This window comes from Psychromonas sp. (assembly GCF_047632995.1).
In the GTDB taxonomy this organism is placed as follows: Bacteria; Pseudomonadota; Gammaproteobacteria; order Enterobacterales; family Psychromonadaceae; genus Psychromonas.
Map to the genome: position 1 here is coordinate 1 of NZ_JBLIEK010000040.1, position 16,852 is coordinate 16,852.

A 16,852-nucleotide genomic window follows, 5' to 3' on the forward strand; every position below is an offset into this window, starting at 1 on the left:
ATCCGTATTGGCTTCCCAATTTTTGACCGTCATCATCTACATCACCAGACTACTTGGGGTTATGAAGGTGCAATGCAGATTTTAACCACACTAGTCAACGAAATTTTAGCCAAGCTGGATCAACAAACTAGCAAATATGGTGAAACAGATTTCGGTTTTGATTTAGTTCGCTAAAACCCATAAGGCTGGAGCCCTCCAGCCTTTCATTTTTAGCAAAACAGCTTGCTTAATTTAACAAGCTGTTTTGCTAAAAAAAGCCACACATATACCCGAAATAATTGGAAATTCCCTTACTTTTAATAAAAAGGGGCGACAAGCGATTGAACCCCATGAGCATAGATTGACTATGTGATTGGGGTGAGAGAACGCAGTCCTACTTTTAATAAAGACAGGATGCAGTTTCAAGGATAAAGGGGATATTAATCCAAGGAGTGAATATGCCTAACATAATGTTAAGAAAACAAGACGGGATCCTAACGGGTTACATCGCCAAAAGAGATCTTGAAGCGCAAGTTACCTCTCTGGAATTTGAAGAAGAGGACCGCTGGGGTGGCAAACTGACCTTAAGCAGTGGTGATTGTTTTTATTTTGAGCCATTACCCGCCCCCCCTTCGCTACCGATCACTATCAGAATGCGTCGTGGTTAATACCTAGCTATCGATCAATAACAAGGCAATGAAGGAGCACAACATGACAACAAAAATCCCAACACTACAAATCGCTTTTGCCTCAACAGATGGAAAAACGGTTGATGGCCACTTCGGCTCATGCGAAAAATTTTATATCTACAGCCTTGATGCGCAGCAGATTCAACATATTGATGTGCGTAATGCTGAAGGTGGTCGCGGCAGTGAAAAAAATATATTTCGTGCACAAATAATCAAAGACTGCCAACTGATGTTCTGCGCTTCTATTGGCGGCCCAGCGGCAGCTAAAGTGATCAACGCTGGCATTCACCCCCTTAAAAGCAAAGATAATCCGACTATTACCGATCAGCTTTTAGAGCTGCAGCAGCGCGTGGCAGCGGGTGCACTTCCCCCATGGTTGGCAAAGCTGATGGGCCAGCCCGATTACCTAAGCGAACGATTCGCAGCATTAGAATAATTTCCAGTTCATAGAGAGCAAACTATGTCGTGTCGGTTATCCACCATTGTGAACAATGTAACATCAAACAACTGATAATAATCAATTAGTTACAAAGGGAACGGGTATTGCAAAGGAAGACTATAGCAATAATAACAAAGGTTATATGGTGGAGATCCTATGCGACAATCACAAATCACTGAATTACAAAATGAACCCGCTTGTGAGCACAACAAAAAATCAAAATCGGGTTGTACACCTGCCACTCCCGGCGCCACCGCTGGGGGCTGTTGTTTTGATGGCGCGCAGATAACACTTCTACCGATTACCGATGTGGCGCATATTGTTCATGGCCCGGTCGGATGTGCAGGCAGTTCGTGGAATAAGCGTGGCACACAAAGCTCCGGGCCTGAACTTTTTCGCCTCGGTTTTACCACCGATCTTAATGAACAAGATGTGATTATGGGACGCGGAGAAAAACGCCTTTACCATTCCATACTGCAGGTCGCTGCAAAACATAATCCGGCCGCCGTTTTTGTCTACAACACCTGCGTGCCGGCAATGGAAGGCGATGATATCGAGTCGGTCTGCCAAAGCGCGCAAAGCAAAATCAATCTGCCCGTTATCGCCATTGATGCCGCCGGATTTTATGGCAATAAAAACCTAGGTAACCGGATCGCCGGTGAACTGATGGTTGATAAGGTGATCGGCAGCGCAGCGCCCGCCCCAAAACCTAAATTTGCGCAGGGTATTGTCCACGATATAGCGCTGGTGGGTGAATATAATGTCGCCGGTGAACTCTGGCATATCCTGCCTCTGCTTGATCAACTGGGATTGCGCGTGCTGGCAAACCTCTCGGGCGATTGCCGCTTTAAAGAGCTGCAAACCATGCATCATGCCGAGGCATTAATGCTGGTTTGTTCCAGAGCGCAAATTAATGTCGCCCGCAAATTAGAAGCAAAATATCAGATCCCTTGGTTTGAAGGTAGCTTCTACGGCATTCGTGATGTCTGTGATGCACTGCGCCAATTTGCCAAACTCATTAATGATCCCTCACTGACATACCGTACTGAACAGTTAATAGAAAAAGAGCGAGATAAACTTGATCAAGCACTCGCCCCCTACCGCGAAAAATTAAAAGGCAAAAAAGCGCTGCTTTATACCGGCGGCGTAAAATCTTGGTCGATTGTCTCCGCACTGCAGGATTTGGGGATGCAGGTGGTTGCCAGCGGCACTCGCAAGAGTACCGAGGAAGATAAAGCCAGAATTCGTGAATTAATGGGCAGTGACGCTATGTTACTGGATGAAACCAGCCCGCGGAATTTGCTCGATGTTGCTTATCAGTACAAGGCGGACGTGATGATCGCCGGCGGTCGTAATATGTACACCGCCTATAAAGCGCGCATGCCGTTTGTGGAGGTAAACCAAGAGCGCGAGCATGCTTTTGCAGGTTTTGAAGGGATGCTAACCCTAGCGGAGCAATTATGTTTAACCCTTGAGAGTCCAGTCTGGCAGCAGGCAAAGCAGCTTGCCCCTTGGTCATCGCAATAATGACTTAGCGTCTCTTATGTTAACGAGGAATAGTATATGGCACAGATAATCCCCAATAAAAAACCGCTCGCAGAACAGCCCCTTAAAGTGGGCCAGCCGCTTGGCGCCGCATTGGCATTTTTAGGCATGGACAAAGCGATGCCGCTGATGCATGCAGCACAAGGCTGTAGCGCCTTTGCCAAAGTTTTTTTAATACAGCATTTTCATGAGCCGATTCCTATGCAGTCCACGGCAATGGATCCGATTTCAACGGTAATGGGATCGGATGATAACTTAATACAGGCGTTTACCCATCTATGCAAAACACAGCATCCCAAATTGATTGGCCTGTTGACCTCGGGATTAACCGAAGCGCAAGGCAGTGATATTGAGCAGTCACTGCGGCTATTTCAAAAAGAAAACCCAAACTATAAGAACACCTGCATTGTTGCCGTCAATACCCCCGATTTTTACGGCTCTCTGGAAACCGGTTATGCCAGTGCCGTCGAGGCGATGATTAAACAGTTGGTAGTCAATAAGCCGCCGACCAGCGCGCGACGCAAACGCGTTAATATATTAGCCAGCCATATGCTCACTCCGGGGGATATTGAACTATTAAAACGTTATGTGGAAGCATTCGGCTTAACCCCCGTAGTTATTCCCGATCTCAGCCTTTCTCTGGATGGTTACTTAGCCGAGCAGGACTTTACCACCCTATCGCAAGGCGGCTGCACCATTGAGCAGATCAAAACTATCGGCCAGGGTTTGGCAACCCTAGTGATCGGCCGTTCACTGGATCGTGCAGCCAGCATGCTATCGGCGCGTACCCAGATTCCAACCGAAACCTTTGCGCACCTGCATACACTGGAGCAAACCGACCGCTTAATTATGTTATTGAGTCAACTCAGTGGCCGCAAAATACCAGCGAATATTGAGCGCGCACGCGGGCAGCTTTGCGATGCCTTAATCGATACCCATACCCAGCTCGGCGGTAAAAAAGCAGCACTGGCAATGGAGGCGGATCATCTCACTGCATTTAGTGCACTGCTAACAACGGTCAATATAAAATTATCAGCTGTCATTGCGCCCTGCAATCAGCCGCAATTAGTGGATTTACCGATAGATAAAGTACAGATTGGCGACTTATCCGATCTGCACGAGCAGGCCACTATCGATCAGGTTGATCTATTACTCTCTAACTCACATGCCAGTAGTATAGCTGCGGCTATGAATATCCCGCTGCTGCGCATCGGTATTCCTATTCATGATGAATTTGGCTGTTTTGCAAAATCATTTATCGGTTATAGCGGCATTCGCAACACGCTATTTGATCTAGCCAATCTATTACGTCATGAGGTGCATAGTATTCCTGTCTATCACTCTCCCTTCAAACAAGATTTAAGCCAAATTAGAGTTGGAGCTTGATATGCACAAGAGCGCACAAGAGACACTTACTATCGCATTTGCCAGCAGTGACCCCTGTCTGGTCGATGCCCATTTCGGTAGCTGTCCGAGTCTGGTTATTTATAGCGTCACTCAGGCCGCGAGCAAGCATATTAAAACCGTTGCATTGCCCCACTATGAAGGCCATCACCCACAAAAAATAACGGACAGATTAAACGCGTTAACGGATTGTTTTGCCGTTTATTGCCTGGCCTGCGGCAACCCAGTGCGCCAACAACTGCTGGCACAAGGCACACGTGTGGTGATCAGCGCGCAAGAGGCGCCCATTGCAAATTTAATCAATGATATGCAAAGCAATTGGCCGGGGGAGATAGCGCGCAGACAAGCACGGCAAATAAGCCGAAAAAAAGAGAGCGACTATTTTGACAAACTAGCCGATGGCGCATGGGATGAATAGTTTCCACTAATCTATTTTCATTACAAACTTTTAATTGCAAACAAAGGAGAAAAAAATGGCAGAAATAACAGGATTAACGCAGTCCGGTGCAAGCTGGACGCCGCAATTTGTGAAAAACGTAGAGCAAGCTAACTGTATCGGTTGCGGGCGTTGTTACAACGTCTGCACGCGTGGGGTTTTTGCCCCTGAAGAGATAGAGGTCGATGACGACGATGCAGGTGATTATGATGACGATATGCGGATGGTGATGGGCATCAAGGATGCCGATAATTGCATTGGTTGTCTGGCCTGTGCAAAAGTTTGCTCAAAAGGGTGTTTTGAACATGCCGCGCAAAGTATTTAAGTAATTAATAAGACCCAAACTACTTGTTGCTTGGGTCTTATACTCGGTTCATTCAACAACTACGCAAATAACACTTACATGCGACGCACATGAATATTCATTGTTTGAATCCGGTAGGCAATTTGCCGCGGACTCATGCCGAGCAGACGAGCAGCTTTAGCTTGCACCCAACCAGATTGCTCTAATGCCGAGATCACCCGTTGGCGATCATCCAAATCAGCATTATCGGAGTTGATTGGCGCAGGCGCATCCGTTGACATGGGATAACGCTCCTGACGTGGTGACGCAAATGCACTCATAGTGGTCTGATTGATCATCACCACATCGCGATCAATTAACCCAGATTCACTCATAATAGAAGCACGTTCAAGGCAGTTCTCTAGTTCGCGGATATTCCCGGGCCAATTGTGCCCCAGTAACAAACGAATCGCACCGTCACTTATTTTCAAAATGCGATTCTGCCCCTTCGCTAGTTTAACCACAATAAAGCGCGCCAACTCAGGTAGATCATCTAATCGTTCACGCAGCGGGGGTAACTGGATCGGCATCACATTTAAGCGGTAATAGAGATCTTCACGAAAATTCCCGTTACGCACTTCCTGCTCCAGGGGTTTATTGGTTGCGGTAATAATGCGCACATCTACCTTAATTGTTTCCTGTCCGCCAACCCGTTCAAACTCCCCTTCCTGTAAAACGCGCAGTAATTTAGCCTGAAAACCTGCACTGATTTCGCCAATTTCATCGAGGAACAGCGTGCCGCCATCAGCCAGTTCAAAACGCCCTTTACGGGTTTTAACCGCGCCGGTGAAGGCGCCCTTTTCATGCCCGAATAGTTCACTTTCCAATAAATTATCAGGCAGTGCCGCACAGTTAAGTTTAATAAATGGTGCATTGGCACGGGGCGAAGTATAGGCGATGGCACCGGCAATTAACTCTTTACCTGTACCGCTCTCGCCACGAATTAAGACGGTTGTATCGAACTTGGCTATCTGCGCTATAGTTTCAAATATCTGCCGCATCGCAGCAGTATTACCGACCATAGAGGAAAAGTTATTGGCTCTCTTATTCTTAGATTCCAATAACTCATTACGCTCCTGCAATACTTGTTTCTCTTTCTGCACTGTATTGGATAATTGCAGCGTCTGCAGTATCAGGTTAGCGACCATCTCCAAAAATCGCGTTTTTCGTGACAGTTCACTCAAATCGCTACTCATAGGCTGGGCAACTAACACGCCAGCACGGTAGGAACTGCTACCCAAAGGGACGCAGATCAGCGGCAGATCATAGTCATAAAGACTGAGCCGGTCTAAAAAGCGCGGATCTTCAGAAACCTTAGCGATCACCTGCGTTTCACCTTTTGTCTGAACAGCGCCTAAAATCCCCTCATTAGTACGATACTTAATGCGTGAGGCATCACAAATAACCTCAGGATTGGCACCATGCAGCGCCTGCACTAACATCCCCTGACGACTTTCATTATATAAAGTCACCATACCGAACTGCATGCCTGCAGATTCATCCAGGCACGCCAGCATCTGTTTCAGAGTATCCTCCATATTCAAAGAACGACTCAAAATAACACTGATTTTGTGCAGTGCGACTAACTGCTGCTCAGCATCAAAAGATTTTAATACACCACTCAAATTCGGATCACTCATCAGTACCACCTAGCCTGTTATAGGCACAATTCATTTGCACAGTTCAAGAGAGTCAGTTTTCTGTAATAAATGTAACAATTTGTCTTGATTGTTGCATTCAGCCAATCAAACCTCCTGTTTCTGTAAAAGGTGTCGCAACTTACATGCCTAAAAATGGTGTTTAACTTAATCCTTATCAAAACGTCATAAAAGAATGATCTAAAACAAACTAGAGCCCACTTTAACGGTTTTTTATCTCTATTTAATGATTGTCACCCGTTTATTTACCCTATTGCCAAGCAAGCTATTCACAATCAATCCTCTTTATAGTGCATTTTTTAATCCAAAAACCCTAGATTGGTGCGCCTGCCACCTTTGTATTTTTTGGCATAGTTATCGCAATAACAACATAGCTATCGCAATAACAAAGTGAAAAGAGAAATACAAAAAGCAAAGAACAAGTAGTAGCAACTGTAATTGTAAACGCAATTATTGATTAGCAAGCAAGCCATACAGAGTAAAGCGCCCATCAATCAGCAGATTGTATGCGCTATAAAGGAGAAGTTAATGAGTGACTACCTACTATTGCTACTGACCACCAGCTTAGTAAATAACGTAGTGCTAGCGCAGTTTTTAGGATTATGCCCCTTTATGGGGGTATCTAATAAGGTCAGCTCCGCATTTGGCATGGGGTTGGCGACTACGTTTGTACTCACCATGTCGTGTGCTGCCGGCTGGATCTTGGAGCATTATTTACTGCTACCGCTAGGCCTAGGTTTTTTACGATTACTGAGTTTTATTTTAGTAATAGCGGTTCTGGTACAACTAACCGAAATGATGGTGGCTTATCAAAGCCCGGAGCTGCATCGGATATTAGGGATATTTTTACCCCTGATAACCACCAACTGCGCCGTACTCGGTGTTGCCCTGCTCACTATTCGTGAACAGTTAGATTTTACGCAGGCACTGCTTTACGGTTTTGGCTCATCAATGGGATTCACTCTAGTTATCGTACTTTTTGCAGGATTGCGCGAGCGTATGACCCTTTGCCGAATACCCGCTGCAATGCAGGGCGCGCCGATTGGTTTCATAACCGCAGGCATATTAGCGATGGCATTTTCCGGATTCGCGGGACTGGCTTAAAGGAGCAAGGATATGATCAGTTTAAGTTTATTAAGTATTCCGCTGCTCGCACTGCTAATGGGGCTGGCGCTGAGTTTAGCAGCGCGTTTTTTTGCAAAAGAGAAAGATCCCATTGTAGAAGCGATCAGCGAACTGCTGCCGAACGGGCAGTGTGGACAATGTGGTTTCCCCGGCTGCGCACAAGCGGCAATCGCCATGAGCGCCGGAGAATTGGGCCCTGATTGCTGCCCGCCGGGCGGTCAGGTATTAGCCCAGCAGTTATCAAAATTGCTTGGTGTGCCGTTGAAAAAAAGCAATGAAGCTAAAAGCTCTCCACAAGTTGTCGAAATTGAAAGCGATTTATGTGATGGCTGTACACGCTGTTTTAAGAAATGTCCATTTGATGCCATTGTTGGCGCCAATAAACAACTGCATGGCATCTTAACGGATATCTGCACCGGCTGCGGCATGTGTGTCAGTGCCTGTCCGCAAGATGCGATCACCTATAAAACAGATCCTATTTTTACTTATGGTTGGGCTTGGCCTAAACCGCAACACAGCTAAGAAGAGGTGAATCAATGCTTTTTTCTCACGCATTAATACGGGGCGGTGTTCACCCTGAAGGGCACAAGCAACTAAGTAATGACAATATTATTATGCGCTTGCCAGCCCCTAAGCGGTTATATATCTCCCTTAAGCAACATACGGGATTGCCCGCCAAAGCGATTGTCAAAGCAGGCGATAGAGTTATAGCCGGACAACTTATTGCCACAGGCTCAGGCAGCAGCGCCAATCTCCATGCGCCGCAGTCCGGCCGTGTGCTGCAAATAGCGGACCATCGTGCCGCTATTCCCGGTGGGGGTGAAGAGTTAATGATTCACCTGTTGTGCGATCCTAAGCAACAGAACACTTCGGTAAAGCTCGACAATCACGGTAAAAGTCGCACTGAACTGATTGATATTATTGAGGCAGCGGGCGTTGTCGGTATGGGAGGCGCCGTTTTCCCGGCAGCCACAAAATTACGTTCAACCTTAAACAAACAGATTGATACCCTATTAATTAATGGTTGTGAGTGCGAGCCATACCTGACCTGCGACGATAAAGTGATGCAGGAGCAAAGTGTCGAAGTGGTTGGCGGCATCCGTTATCTACTCCAGGCAAGCGGGGCCGCAAAAGCGATTATTGGTATTGAAGATAATAAACAGCAAGCACTGCAGTGTTTAACGCAGGCCTGCAGCGAAGATGACAATATAGAAGTTAAATCCCTGCCCACTCATTATCCGATGGGATCAGCCAAGCAGTTTATTCAGGCATTGTGTCTCGTTGAAGTGCCTAAAGGCAAACGGTCCACCGATGTCGGCGTATTTGTACAAAATGTCGCCACCTGTGTCGCTATCTATAACGCCATTCGTTACGCCAAACCAATGACCCACAGAGTGGTCACGCTAAGCGGCGGCGCACTGGAAAAACCGATGAATATAGAAGCCCCTATCGGCACCTTAATTTCAGAATTGGTCGCCACCTGTGGCGGTTTAAAGAGCACAGCAAGCCGTATTGTTATTGGTGGGCCTATGATGGGACACACAATCAACAATATGCATACGCCAATCATCAAAGGTACCAGCGGCATCCTATTTTTAGTAGAAGATGAATTACCGCAACAGGTCAGCAGCCCCTGTGTCAGTTGCGGACGCTGTGTCGCAGCTTGCCCGATGGGTTTACTGCCCAATACAATGGCCGAGTTAATTGCCAATGATGATTTAGAAGGCGCCAGTAAACACGGACTAAGCAGCTGCTTACTGTGCGGCTCCTGCGCTTTTATCTGCCCCGCGTCATTGCCGCTTACCCAATATTTCAACTATGCCAATGGTGAACTTTGGCGACAAAATAAGATGCAGCAAAAAGCGCAACTAGCACGCCGCCTTAATCAGCAGCGCAGTATTCGATTAGAAAAAGAAGCAGTGCAAAAAGCCGCAGAAAAAGCAGCTAAAGCCGCCGAAAAGGCCGCTAAAAAAGCACAAAAAGCTGCCAAAACACCGAAAAAAACACCCACAACTGCTGAGCAGGAGGCCTAACTATGTCAACCTTATTATTAAGTGCGCCGCATATACATTCAGGAATGACAGTCAGCCGTTTAATGCGCCAAGTTATTTTGGGATTATTACCGGCACTCGTTTTTGGTATTTACCTGTTTGGCGAAAAGGCATTACTGCTCGTTGTTGCAGCAATGGTTGCCGCCATAATCAGTGAATGGCTTTGTCAAAAATGCCAAACAACAAAGATTGGTCAGTTAACGGATGGTAGTGCACTGGTCACAGCGTTACTACTGGTGATGAGCCTCCCCCCTCACTTCCCTTGGTATCTTGGCGCCTTTGGGGCAGCCATCGCGGTCGTACTGGGTAAACAGGTCTATGGCGGACTTGGTCAAAACCTCTTTAATCCAGCAATGTTAGCACGCGTTGTGTTGCTTATCTCATTTCCGGTGGAGATGACCAATTGGCCGGCACCGGAGCCGATGTTTCTCAATCTGGCAGATGCATTTACGGGCGCCACCACCTTAGGATCCGTGATGGAAAGCGGTAGCAGTGATCTCAATACGGGGATTATCACGCTATTATTTGGCATAAATCCAGGCAGTTTAGGCGAATCCCCCGTTCTACTGCTGCTTGGTGGAATCTGGATGACTTGGAAAAATGTGATTGATTGGCGTATCGCAGTGAGTGTAATTGTCGGCTGTTTTGTACCCAGTGCCATTGCATGGTTTATCTCACCTGAAACTATTTTATCGCCGTTCGTGCAATTAGCCAGTGGCGGATTAATGCTAGCTGCCTTTTTTATTGCCACCGATCCGGTTACCAGTCCGACCGCGCCCAAAGGGCGTTATTGGTACGGATTTGGCTGTGGCCTACTGATATTTTTAATCCGTGTTTTTGGGGCGTATCCGGAAGGCGTAGCCTTTGCCATCTTATTAATGAATGCGGTCAGCCCATTAATTGAAAGCTGCACCCGTCATCGGGTTTATGGGGATAAAAAATGAAACTGATTAGCGAAAAACACAAACAGACACTGGCTTATCCTGCGCTGCTGATGGGTATTGTCGCGTTAATAGTGTGCAGCTTATTACTGCTTATGAATAACTTAACGGCGCAGCCGATAGCCGATCGCCAGCGGGAAGATCTGACTAAATTATTAGATCAGGTTTTACCTAGCAACGCTTATGACAATCAGCCGCTTGATGAAAAATATCAGATAACAATTGAGGGACAAGAGTTCGCATTTTACCGCGCCAAGTTAGAGGATAAAGTCAGTGCCATTGTCTTATTTACCCAATCAGCCGGCTATTCCGGTGATATCTCCCTGTTGGTTGCGATCAGCGCAGACGGTGCGTTGAGTGGAGTACGGGTATTAAGCCACACGGAAACGCCCGGACTTGGCGATAAAATTGAACTGGCAAAATCAGACTGGATTTTAGATTTTAACGGCTTATCTCTGAGCAATCCCGATAAAACAGGTTGGGCGGTGAAAAAAGACGGCGGTCAATTCGATGCCTTTACCGGCGCTACCATCACGCCGCGCGCGGTGGTGAAATGCATCTATGCCACACTGGGGCAGTTTCAAAATAACAAAGATTTTTTCCTGCAGACAGATAAAGCAGCAACCTTGCCTTAGCGCTAACACAGCGGGAAAAGTGGCAAACAACAGTAAAGCCTCTACGGCAAACGGGAGTTAATATGAAGCAATACGATTATAAAGCAATTATAAAAAGTAACCTGTGGGAAAACAATGTGGTGTTTGCTCAGATGCTGGCACTCTGCCCGTTATTGGCGGTCACCAGCGGCGCAACAAACGGCTTAGGATTGGGCCTTATCACCACCGCCGTTATGTTTTTTTCCAGTTTATTAATCTCCCTGATCCGTTCGTTTTTAACTGCGCAGGTACGCATCCCTATTTTTATTTTACTAATCGCATCATTGGTGACCATTGCTGACCTGGCTATGAATGCATGGCTACATGAACTGCATAAAGTGCTGGGTTTATTTATTCCGCTGATTGTCACAAACTGTGCGATTTTGGGCCGAGCGGAATCTTATGCATCAAAAAACCCTTGCCTGCCGGCAGTCGTGGATGGCGTGGCAACGGGCTTAGGTTTCACCTTAGCACTGGTTATATTGGGCGGTTGTCGCGAGCTGCTTGGCAGCGGTACGCTGTTTGCTAATGCCAGTTTATTGCTGGGCGACGCTTTTTCCGTTATCGAACTCGCCCCTTTCCCTGAGTACAATGGGCTGTTATTAATCGTTTTACCTTCAGGCGGATTTATTATGCTCGGTCTTATTCTCTCCGGCAAACGCGTGATTGAGCAATGGATATCCAAAAAACCGATAAAAGTCATTGAGAATGAATTTTCATGTCATTAATAATCACAGTAAAAGGAGCTTAGCATATGAAACTCAGTGTCGCTTATGCAGCAGGCAGAGACAATTTTTGGCAAGAGCTTGATTTAAAAGCGCCAATCACAGTCGATCAAGCCATTCAACAATCAAGATTAGCAGCCACCTTTAGCGAGCTTGATTTAAGCGATTTAAAAGTTGGCATTTTTGGCAAGGTCTGCCCCAAAAACACGCAGTTAGAGGAAGGTGATCGCGTTGAAGTTTACCAGCCGATAATCGCCAAAGAGTCCGATGATGACGATGATGATGATTTCTAGGAGAATAAAATGCTACGCGATATAATTGAAATAGAACAAAGCCTATGTGACGGCTGCGGGGACTGTGTCCCTGCCTGCCATGAAGGTGCATTGCAGATTATTGATAACAAAGCGCACCTGATTAGCGATCTTATGTGTGATGGCTTAGGTGCCTGCCTTGGCGCCTGCCCGACGGGTGCAATGAAAGTTCTCCAACGTGAAGCCGAGCCCTACGATGAGCGCCAAGTGATGGTTAATATCATTAAAGGGGGGAAAAATGTTATTAAAGCTCATCTTGACCATTTGCTCAACCATAATGAACTTGCATATCATGCCATCGCTGTAGAGGTTTTACATGAGCAAAACATCCTACATGAAACTAGCACAAACCAAGAAAGTAAAAAAATAAGCAACCTAAAACCGCTGGAGTTAAGTCAAGCAAGCGTCAGCCAGCTCAGCCATTGGCCTGTTCAGTTACACTTGATAAACCCAGCAAATCCCAACTTCAGTGATGCACATCTACTGCTTGCGGCGGATTGCAGCGCCTTTGCTGCGGGTGATTTTCATCAACGCTATCTAAAAGATAAAAAACTGGCGATAGCCTGTCCCAAACTCGATAGCAACCAACAAAGCTATATTGAAAAGCTCACCTTGATGATCCGTCACGGCAAGCTCAAAAGCCTGACCATACTGCGCATGGACGTGCCCTGCTGCGGCGGTTTAGCGCAACTGGCGCAAAAGGCGATAGAGCAGGCCAAGCGAGATATCCCCCTTAATGAAATAACCATCAATAAACAAGGGGTTGAGATTTAATAAAAAAGTCCTCCGGCTATAAAACTATCGGATAATAGTGAAAATATTATTGCCCATCTAAATTCTATTGCTGTTGCCGATGCGTTTTACAGCGCCAATGAATATTTTACGGATCAGTTTTATGATTATATTGACTGAGAAATCACTGCTGTCGGAAGAGGGACCGGTTCATTAGAGATCAACCAAATGAGCATAACAATTCGCTCGTCTTAAACCGATAAGTTACCAGAGGTAATAACGTACTCACTTATATCCAACCATAGCTAAAATTCTTGTATCCCCGGCCTTGGGGGGCAATCGCCTTCTTTTATCTTATTGCCTTAAATATATCCTTATTTATTTTTTATCTCTCCTTAATGCTATCTATCGCACACTGAACTCCTGCGTTAGGCCACCAGCCCATACCCTAAAATCATTGCGATGAAAATTAATCTGTTTTGTTACAACCCATACAATAGGTACTTCTTGTCTTAAATCTAACAATCAAAAAAAATGCAAACTTAAAAATATAACTCTTTAAAATCAATAAATTAAAATCATCCACCCGGTTTTTATGGGTCAGGCATATATTGTGCAGTAATGCAGTAAGCAATTAATAAATAGATAGTCCGCTCAAACGTAAACAGACAGGAGAATTAAGATGGCTAAAACAGGTATTATTTTCGGCACTGATACAGGTAAAACCCGAAAAATAGCAAAACAAATCTACACCCTGCTCAATGATGAAAGCATCGCAAAACCAATTAATATTAACCGTTGTAGCGTTGAGGATCTGCTTGCATTTGACAACTTGATTATCGGCACGCCGACCCTCGGTGAAGGTGAACTTCCCGGGCTATCCGTTGATTGTGAAAGCGAGAGTTGGGAAGAGATAGCCTCTGATCTTGAAGATGCCGATTTTAGCGGTAAAACCATCGCTCTTTTCGGCCTGGGCGATCAGGAGGGATACCCCGATGAATTTGTTGATGCGCTGGGCGAGCTGTTTGAACTATTTTCAGCTGCTGGCGCGACCTTAATTGGCCGCTGGCCTAATGAAGGTTACAAATTTAACAGTTCCACCGCCTTAGATGGCGAGGAATTTGTCGGACTAGTGCTCGATCAAGACAACCAATCTAACCTAACAGATGCGCGGTTGACTAAATGGCTCGACAGTATAAAACCTCAGCTCGGTTTGTAACATCACCCGGTTTATAACATATAGGAGGGCGCTGCAAAATTCGGCGTCCTCCTTAGCAGGTTGTCAGGAGATCTATTCTATGAGCTCAGCCAATAAACAGATGCTTTACATCTTATTTTTATCTCTTATATCCCCCCTCTCTTTAGCCGGACAGCTGAGCGTCGCAGTCGCCGGTAACTTCTATAAACCCTTAAAAGTGATCAGCGCACACTACCAAGAGCAGACTGGCCATCAGATATTATTATCGGTGGGTGCCACTGGAAAGTTATATGCGCAAATCAGTAACGGCGCCCCCTTTGAAATATTATTAGCGGCTGACAGGGCCAGACCCAGTAAGTTAGTCGAGCAGAAATTAGCGGTTCAGGGAAGTCAATTTACTTATGGCAAAGGAAAACTGCTGCTTTGGTCAAGTGATCCGGCTCTAATCGATGCCGCAGGAGAGATATTAAAATCGCCACAGATAGTGCATTTGGCGATTGCCAATCCCAAAACAGCCCCCTATGGTGCGGCTGCAATCGAGGTACTAAAAAACCTCGGTATCTATCAACAACTAAAAGGTAAGATAGTTGAGGGGCAAAGCGTCGGTCAAAGCTTTCAGCAGATTAGCAGCGGCGCGGTTGAATTGGGAATAATCGCGCTGTCACAAGTCCTTGTGGACCATAAAATAGCTTCAGGATCCGGCTGGATAATTCCAACAACCCTCTACCAACCTATTCAGCAAGATGCCGTTTTATTAAATGAAGGCAAAACCAATCCCATTGCAAAAGATTTCTTACGTTACCTGCAAACTCCTGAATGCAAGGAGATTATCCGCTCTTTTGGTTATCAGGTGGATGCATAATGGCAGATCTGTCAGTTATCTGGTTAACCTGTAAACTGGCAACCATTGTTACCTTTATATTATTAATCTTGGCCACTCCGCTTGCGTGGTGGCTTTCTCAAACCAATTCAAAATTAAAACCCATTCTTGGCGCGCTGTTTGCCTTACCCTTAGTTTTACCGCCAACCGTATTGGGTTTTTATCTGTTGCTCTTACTTGGCCCGAACGGTCCGCTCGGGCAATTAGCTGCTTTTCTTAACCTCGGGATGCTGCCTTTTACCTTTGCCGGTATTGCCATCGCCTGCGCTGTGCATACCCTGCCCTTTGTTGTACAGCCGCTACAAAATTCCTTTGAAGCATTTGGTAAACGCCCGTTAGAGGTAGCCGCAACACTCCGTTCCAGCCCCATCGCCACCTTTTTCCGAGTCGCCGTTCCGTTAGCCAAACCGGGGTTTTTCAGCGCGGCGATCATGGGCTTTTGCCATACCATAGGGGAGTTTGGCGTGGTCTTGATGATTGGCGGTAATATTCCCGGGCAAACTCGTGTTTTATCCATTGAAATTTATAACCATGTGGAGGCGATGGAATATGAGCAAGCCCACTGGTTAGCGGGAGGCATGATGCTGGTTTCATTTATCGCGCTGCTACTTATCTACTGCATCAATTATCAGGCGCAGCTAAGGCGGCTAGTATGAACAGCATTAATGCACGCTTTATGGTTGAGCGTCATAATTTCAGCCTTGATGTGCAATTGAAGTTACCCGGGCAAGGAGTTTGCGCACTTTTTGGCGCTTCCGGCTCGGGGAAAACAACTTGCCTGCGCGCCATGGCCGGACTGGAAAAGCTGCCCAACAGCTATTTTGCAATGGGCGATACGGTGTGGCAAGACTCAGAAAAAGGTATTTTTGTGCCGCCCCACCAGCGCAATATAGGTTATGTATTCCAGGAGGCAAGTTTATTCGCACATCTTAATGTGCGCGATAATCTTAACTTCGGGCGCCGCCATTTGCCGCCTAGCGAGCAGAAAGTTAACTTCGATCAGATCTGTACACTTTTAGGGCTAACTGCGTTATTAGACAGACCGCCCACCTCTTTATCGGGTGGCGAATGTCAACGTGTCGCGATTGCCCGCGCACTGCTAACATCGCCGCAATTGCTGTTGATGGATGAGCCTTTATCGGCATTAGACAATGCGTTAAAACAAGAGGTGCTGCCCTATTTACAAGAATTACAGCAAGCCCTCTCTATTCCCATTATTTATGTTAGCCATTCTTCTGATGAGGTTGCCCAGCTTGCCGACCACATTGTGCTTATCAAGCATGGCAAAGTGATCAACAGCGGCCCGTTAACCGAGGTGATGTTGGATCTCAGTGCAGGGGCCATATTTAATGATGGCGGCAGCTCTCTCCTGACCGCCGAGATAGTTGCGCAACAAAATAATTATTTAACCAAACTGGCTATCGGTCCGCTGCCTTTGTGGGTTGCACAGCTAGAGATGCCAATACACAGCAAACTCAGATGCAAAATCAATGCACGCGATGTAAGCCTCTGCCTGACCCCGCCAACGGACAGCTCAATTATTAATTTACTCGCGGCGAAAATCACCCATATTGTTGAGCGGAAACCGCCGGGAGAATGCATTATCACTCTGAAAATATCAGCGACTCACTCTCTTTTAGCCGCAATTACCTATGCATCAAAACAGCGTTTAAATTTACAAATAGGGGATTCGGTTTGGGCGCAAATTAAAGCAGTGGTTATTTTATAATGGTGGCGATTATC

At 46.2% G+C, this 16,852-nt stretch carries 20 protein-coding genes; 19 read left to right on the plus strand and 1 reads right to left on the minus strand.

The window, feature by feature from the left end; genetic code table 11:
* Positions 1-6 precede the first annotated feature (6 nt).
* From ACJAT7_RS08950 to fdxB, 7 genes are all read left to right on the plus strand, one after another.
* Entirely contained in the window at positions 7-174 is a 168-nt protein-coding gene (locus ACJAT7_RS08950) for a nitrogenase component 1 (RefSeq protein ID WP_415226492.1), read from the plus strand.
* 263 nt (positions 175-437) lie between these two features.
* A complete protein-coding gene (gene nifT, locus ACJAT7_RS08955; protein ID WP_415226458.1) occupies positions 438-647 on the plus strand; it encodes a putative nitrogen fixation protein NifT in 210 nt (69 codons plus the stop codon).
* A 43-nt stretch (positions 648-690) separates the two neighbouring features.
* The gene (locus tag ACJAT7_RS08960; protein WP_415226459.1) at positions 691-1,104 is read left to right on the plus strand and encodes a NifB/NifX family molybdenum-iron cluster-binding protein; all 414 of its coding nucleotides are present in this window, start codon (positions 691-693) and stop codon (positions 1,102-1,104) included.
* Between the two features lie 159 nt (positions 1,105-1,263).
* Entirely contained in the window at positions 1,264-2,634 is a 1,371-nt protein-coding gene (gene nifE, locus ACJAT7_RS08965) for a nitrogenase iron-molybdenum cofactor biosynthesis protein NifE (RefSeq protein ID WP_415226460.1), read from the plus strand.
* A gap of 36 nt (positions 2,635-2,670) precedes the next feature.
* Entirely contained in the window at positions 2,671-4,038 is a 1,368-nt protein-coding gene (gene nifN, locus ACJAT7_RS08970) for a nitrogenase iron-molybdenum cofactor biosynthesis protein NifN (protein WP_415226461.1), read from the plus strand.
* 1 nt (position 4,039) lies between these two features.
* Positions 4,040-4,474: a NifB/NifX family molybdenum-iron cluster-binding protein gene (locus tag ACJAT7_RS08975; RefSeq protein ID WP_415226462.1), complete on the plus strand. Its 435-nt coding sequence runs from the start codon at positions 4,040-4,042 to the stop codon at positions 4,472-4,474.
* Between the two features lie 55 nt (positions 4,475-4,529).
* Complete coding sequence (gene fdxB / locus ACJAT7_RS08980; RefSeq protein ID WP_415226463.1) at positions 4,530-4,817, plus strand: ferredoxin III, nif-specific; 288 nt, start codon at positions 4,530-4,532, stop codon at positions 4,815-4,817.
* Between the two features lie 74 nt (positions 4,818-4,891).
* Here the strand turns inward: fdxB and nifA are convergent, their stop codons facing one another.
* Positions 4,892-6,475 (minus strand): nif-specific transcriptional activator NifA, encoded by a 1,584-nt coding sequence (nifA, locus tag ACJAT7_RS08985; protein WP_415226464.1) that lies wholly within the window; start codon positions 6,473-6,475, stop codon positions 4,892-4,894.
* A 546-nt stretch (positions 6,476-7,021) separates the two neighbouring features.
* Here nifA and rsxA point away from each other — a divergent pair.
* From rsxA to modC, 12 genes are all read left to right on the plus strand, one after another.
* Complete coding sequence (rsxA, locus tag ACJAT7_RS08990) at positions 7,022-7,597, plus strand: electron transport complex subunit RsxA (RefSeq protein WP_415226465.1); 576 nt, start codon at positions 7,022-7,024, stop codon at positions 7,595-7,597.
* 12 nt (positions 7,598-7,609) lie between these two features.
* On the plus strand, positions 7,610-8,140 hold the full coding sequence (locus ACJAT7_RS08995; RefSeq protein WP_415226466.1) for an RnfABCDGE type electron transport complex subunit B: 531 nt from the start codon (positions 7,610-7,612) through the stop codon (positions 8,138-8,140).
* 14 nt (positions 8,141-8,154) lie between these two features.
* Complete coding sequence (gene rsxC, locus ACJAT7_RS09000) at positions 8,155-9,651, plus strand: electron transport complex subunit RsxC (RefSeq protein ID WP_415226467.1); 1,497 nt, start codon at positions 8,155-8,157, stop codon at positions 9,649-9,651.
* A 2-nt stretch (positions 9,652-9,653) separates the two neighbouring features.
* Positions 9,654-10,613 (plus strand): RnfABCDGE type electron transport complex subunit D, encoded by a 960-nt coding sequence (locus ACJAT7_RS09005; protein ID WP_415226468.1) that lies wholly within the window; start codon positions 9,654-9,656, stop codon positions 10,611-10,613.
* Positions 10,610-11,245 carry an electron transport complex subunit RsxG gene (rsxG, locus tag ACJAT7_RS09010; protein WP_415226469.1) on the plus strand — a complete coding sequence of 212 codons (636 nt, stop codon included), beginning with the start codon at positions 10,610-10,612 and terminating at the stop codon, positions 11,243-11,245. Before ACJAT7_RS09005 ends, rsxG begins: the two co-directional genes overlap by 4 nt.
* A 62-nt stretch (positions 11,246-11,307) precedes the next feature.
* Positions 11,308-11,991 (plus strand): electron transport complex subunit E, encoded by a 684-nt coding sequence (locus ACJAT7_RS09015; RefSeq protein ID WP_415226470.1) that lies wholly within the window; start codon positions 11,308-11,310, stop codon positions 11,989-11,991.
* Between the two features lie 26 nt (positions 11,992-12,017).
* Complete coding sequence (locus ACJAT7_RS09020; RefSeq protein ID WP_415226471.1) at positions 12,018-12,281, plus strand: RnfH family protein; 264 nt, start codon at positions 12,018-12,020, stop codon at positions 12,279-12,281.
* 9 nt (positions 12,282-12,290) lie between these two features.
* Positions 12,291-13,073: an ATP-binding protein gene (locus tag ACJAT7_RS09025; protein WP_415226472.1), complete on the plus strand. Its 783-nt coding sequence runs from the start codon at positions 12,291-12,293 to the stop codon at positions 13,071-13,073.
* Between the two features lie 640 nt (positions 13,074-13,713).
* On the plus strand, positions 13,714-14,250 hold the full coding sequence (locus tag ACJAT7_RS09030) for a flavodoxin (protein WP_415226473.1): 537 nt from the start codon (positions 13,714-13,716) through the stop codon (positions 14,248-14,250).
* Between the two features lie 79 nt (positions 14,251-14,329).
* Entirely contained in the window at positions 14,330-15,091 is a 762-nt protein-coding gene (gene modA, locus ACJAT7_RS09035; RefSeq protein ID WP_415226474.1) for a molybdate ABC transporter substrate-binding protein, read from the plus strand.
* Complete coding sequence (modB, locus tag ACJAT7_RS09040) at positions 15,091-15,765, plus strand: molybdate ABC transporter permease subunit (protein WP_415226475.1); 675 nt, start codon at positions 15,091-15,093, stop codon at positions 15,763-15,765. The genes modA and modB overlap by 1 nt, the downstream gene beginning before the upstream one ends.
* Positions 15,762-16,838: a molybdenum ABC transporter ATP-binding protein gene (gene modC, locus ACJAT7_RS09045; RefSeq protein WP_415226476.1), complete on the plus strand. Its 1,077-nt coding sequence runs from the start codon at positions 15,762-15,764 to the stop codon at positions 16,836-16,838. The genes modB and modC overlap by 4 nt, the downstream gene beginning before the upstream one ends.
* The last annotated feature ends 14 nt before the right edge of the window (positions 16,839-16,852 follow it).

Coding starts and splice junctions, on each gene's coding strand:
- nifT (WP_415226458.1), top strand. CDS start 438: ATGCCTAACATAATGTTAAGAAAACAAGACGGGATCCTAACGGGTTAC.
- ACJAT7_RS08960 (WP_415226459.1), top strand. CDS start 691: ATGACAACAAAAATCCCAACACTACAAATCGCTTTTGCCTCAACAGAT.
- nifE (WP_415226460.1), top strand. CDS start 1,264: ATGCGACAATCACAAATCACTGAATTACAAAATGAACCCGCTTGTGAG.
- nifN (WP_415226461.1), top strand. CDS start 2,671: ATGGCACAGATAATCCCCAATAAAAAACCGCTCGCAGAACAGCCCCTT.
- ACJAT7_RS08975 (WP_415226462.1), top strand. CDS start 4,040: ATGCACAAGAGCGCACAAGAGACACTTACTATCGCATTTGCCAGCAGT.
- fdxB (WP_415226463.1), top strand. CDS start 4,530: ATGGCAGAAATAACAGGATTAACGCAGTCCGGTGCAAGCTGGACGCCG.
- nifA (WP_415226464.1), bottom strand. CDS start 6,475: ATGAGTGATCCGAATTTGAGTGGTGTATTAAAATCTTTTGATGCTGAG.
- rsxA (WP_415226465.1), top strand. CDS start 7,022: ATGAGTGACTACCTACTATTGCTACTGACCACCAGCTTAGTAAATAAC.
- ACJAT7_RS08995 (WP_415226466.1), top strand. CDS start 7,610: ATGATCAGTTTAAGTTTATTAAGTATTCCGCTGCTCGCACTGCTAATG.
- rsxC (WP_415226467.1), top strand. CDS start 8,155: ATGCTTTTTTCTCACGCATTAATACGGGGCGGTGTTCACCCTGAAGGG.
- ACJAT7_RS09005 (WP_415226468.1), top strand. CDS start 9,654: ATGTCAACCTTATTATTAAGTGCGCCGCATATACATTCAGGAATGACA.
- rsxG (WP_415226469.1), top strand. CDS start 10,610: ATGAAACTGATTAGCGAAAAACACAAACAGACACTGGCTTATCCTGCG.
- ACJAT7_RS09015 (WP_415226470.1), top strand. CDS start 11,308: ATGAAGCAATACGATTATAAAGCAATTATAAAAAGTAACCTGTGGGAA.
- ACJAT7_RS09020 (WP_415226471.1), top strand. CDS start 12,018: ATGAAACTCAGTGTCGCTTATGCAGCAGGCAGAGACAATTTTTGGCAA.
- ACJAT7_RS09025 (WP_415226472.1), top strand. CDS start 12,291: ATGCTACGCGATATAATTGAAATAGAACAAAGCCTATGTGACGGCTGC.
- ACJAT7_RS09030 (WP_415226473.1), top strand. CDS start 13,714: ATGGCTAAAACAGGTATTATTTTCGGCACTGATACAGGTAAAACCCGA.
- modA (WP_415226474.1), top strand. CDS start 14,330: ATGAGCTCAGCCAATAAACAGATGCTTTACATCTTATTTTTATCTCTT.
- modB (WP_415226475.1), top strand. CDS start 15,091: ATGGCAGATCTGTCAGTTATCTGGTTAACCTGTAAACTGGCAACCATT.
- modC (WP_415226476.1), top strand. CDS start 15,762: ATGAACAGCATTAATGCACGCTTTATGGTTGAGCGTCATAATTTCAGC.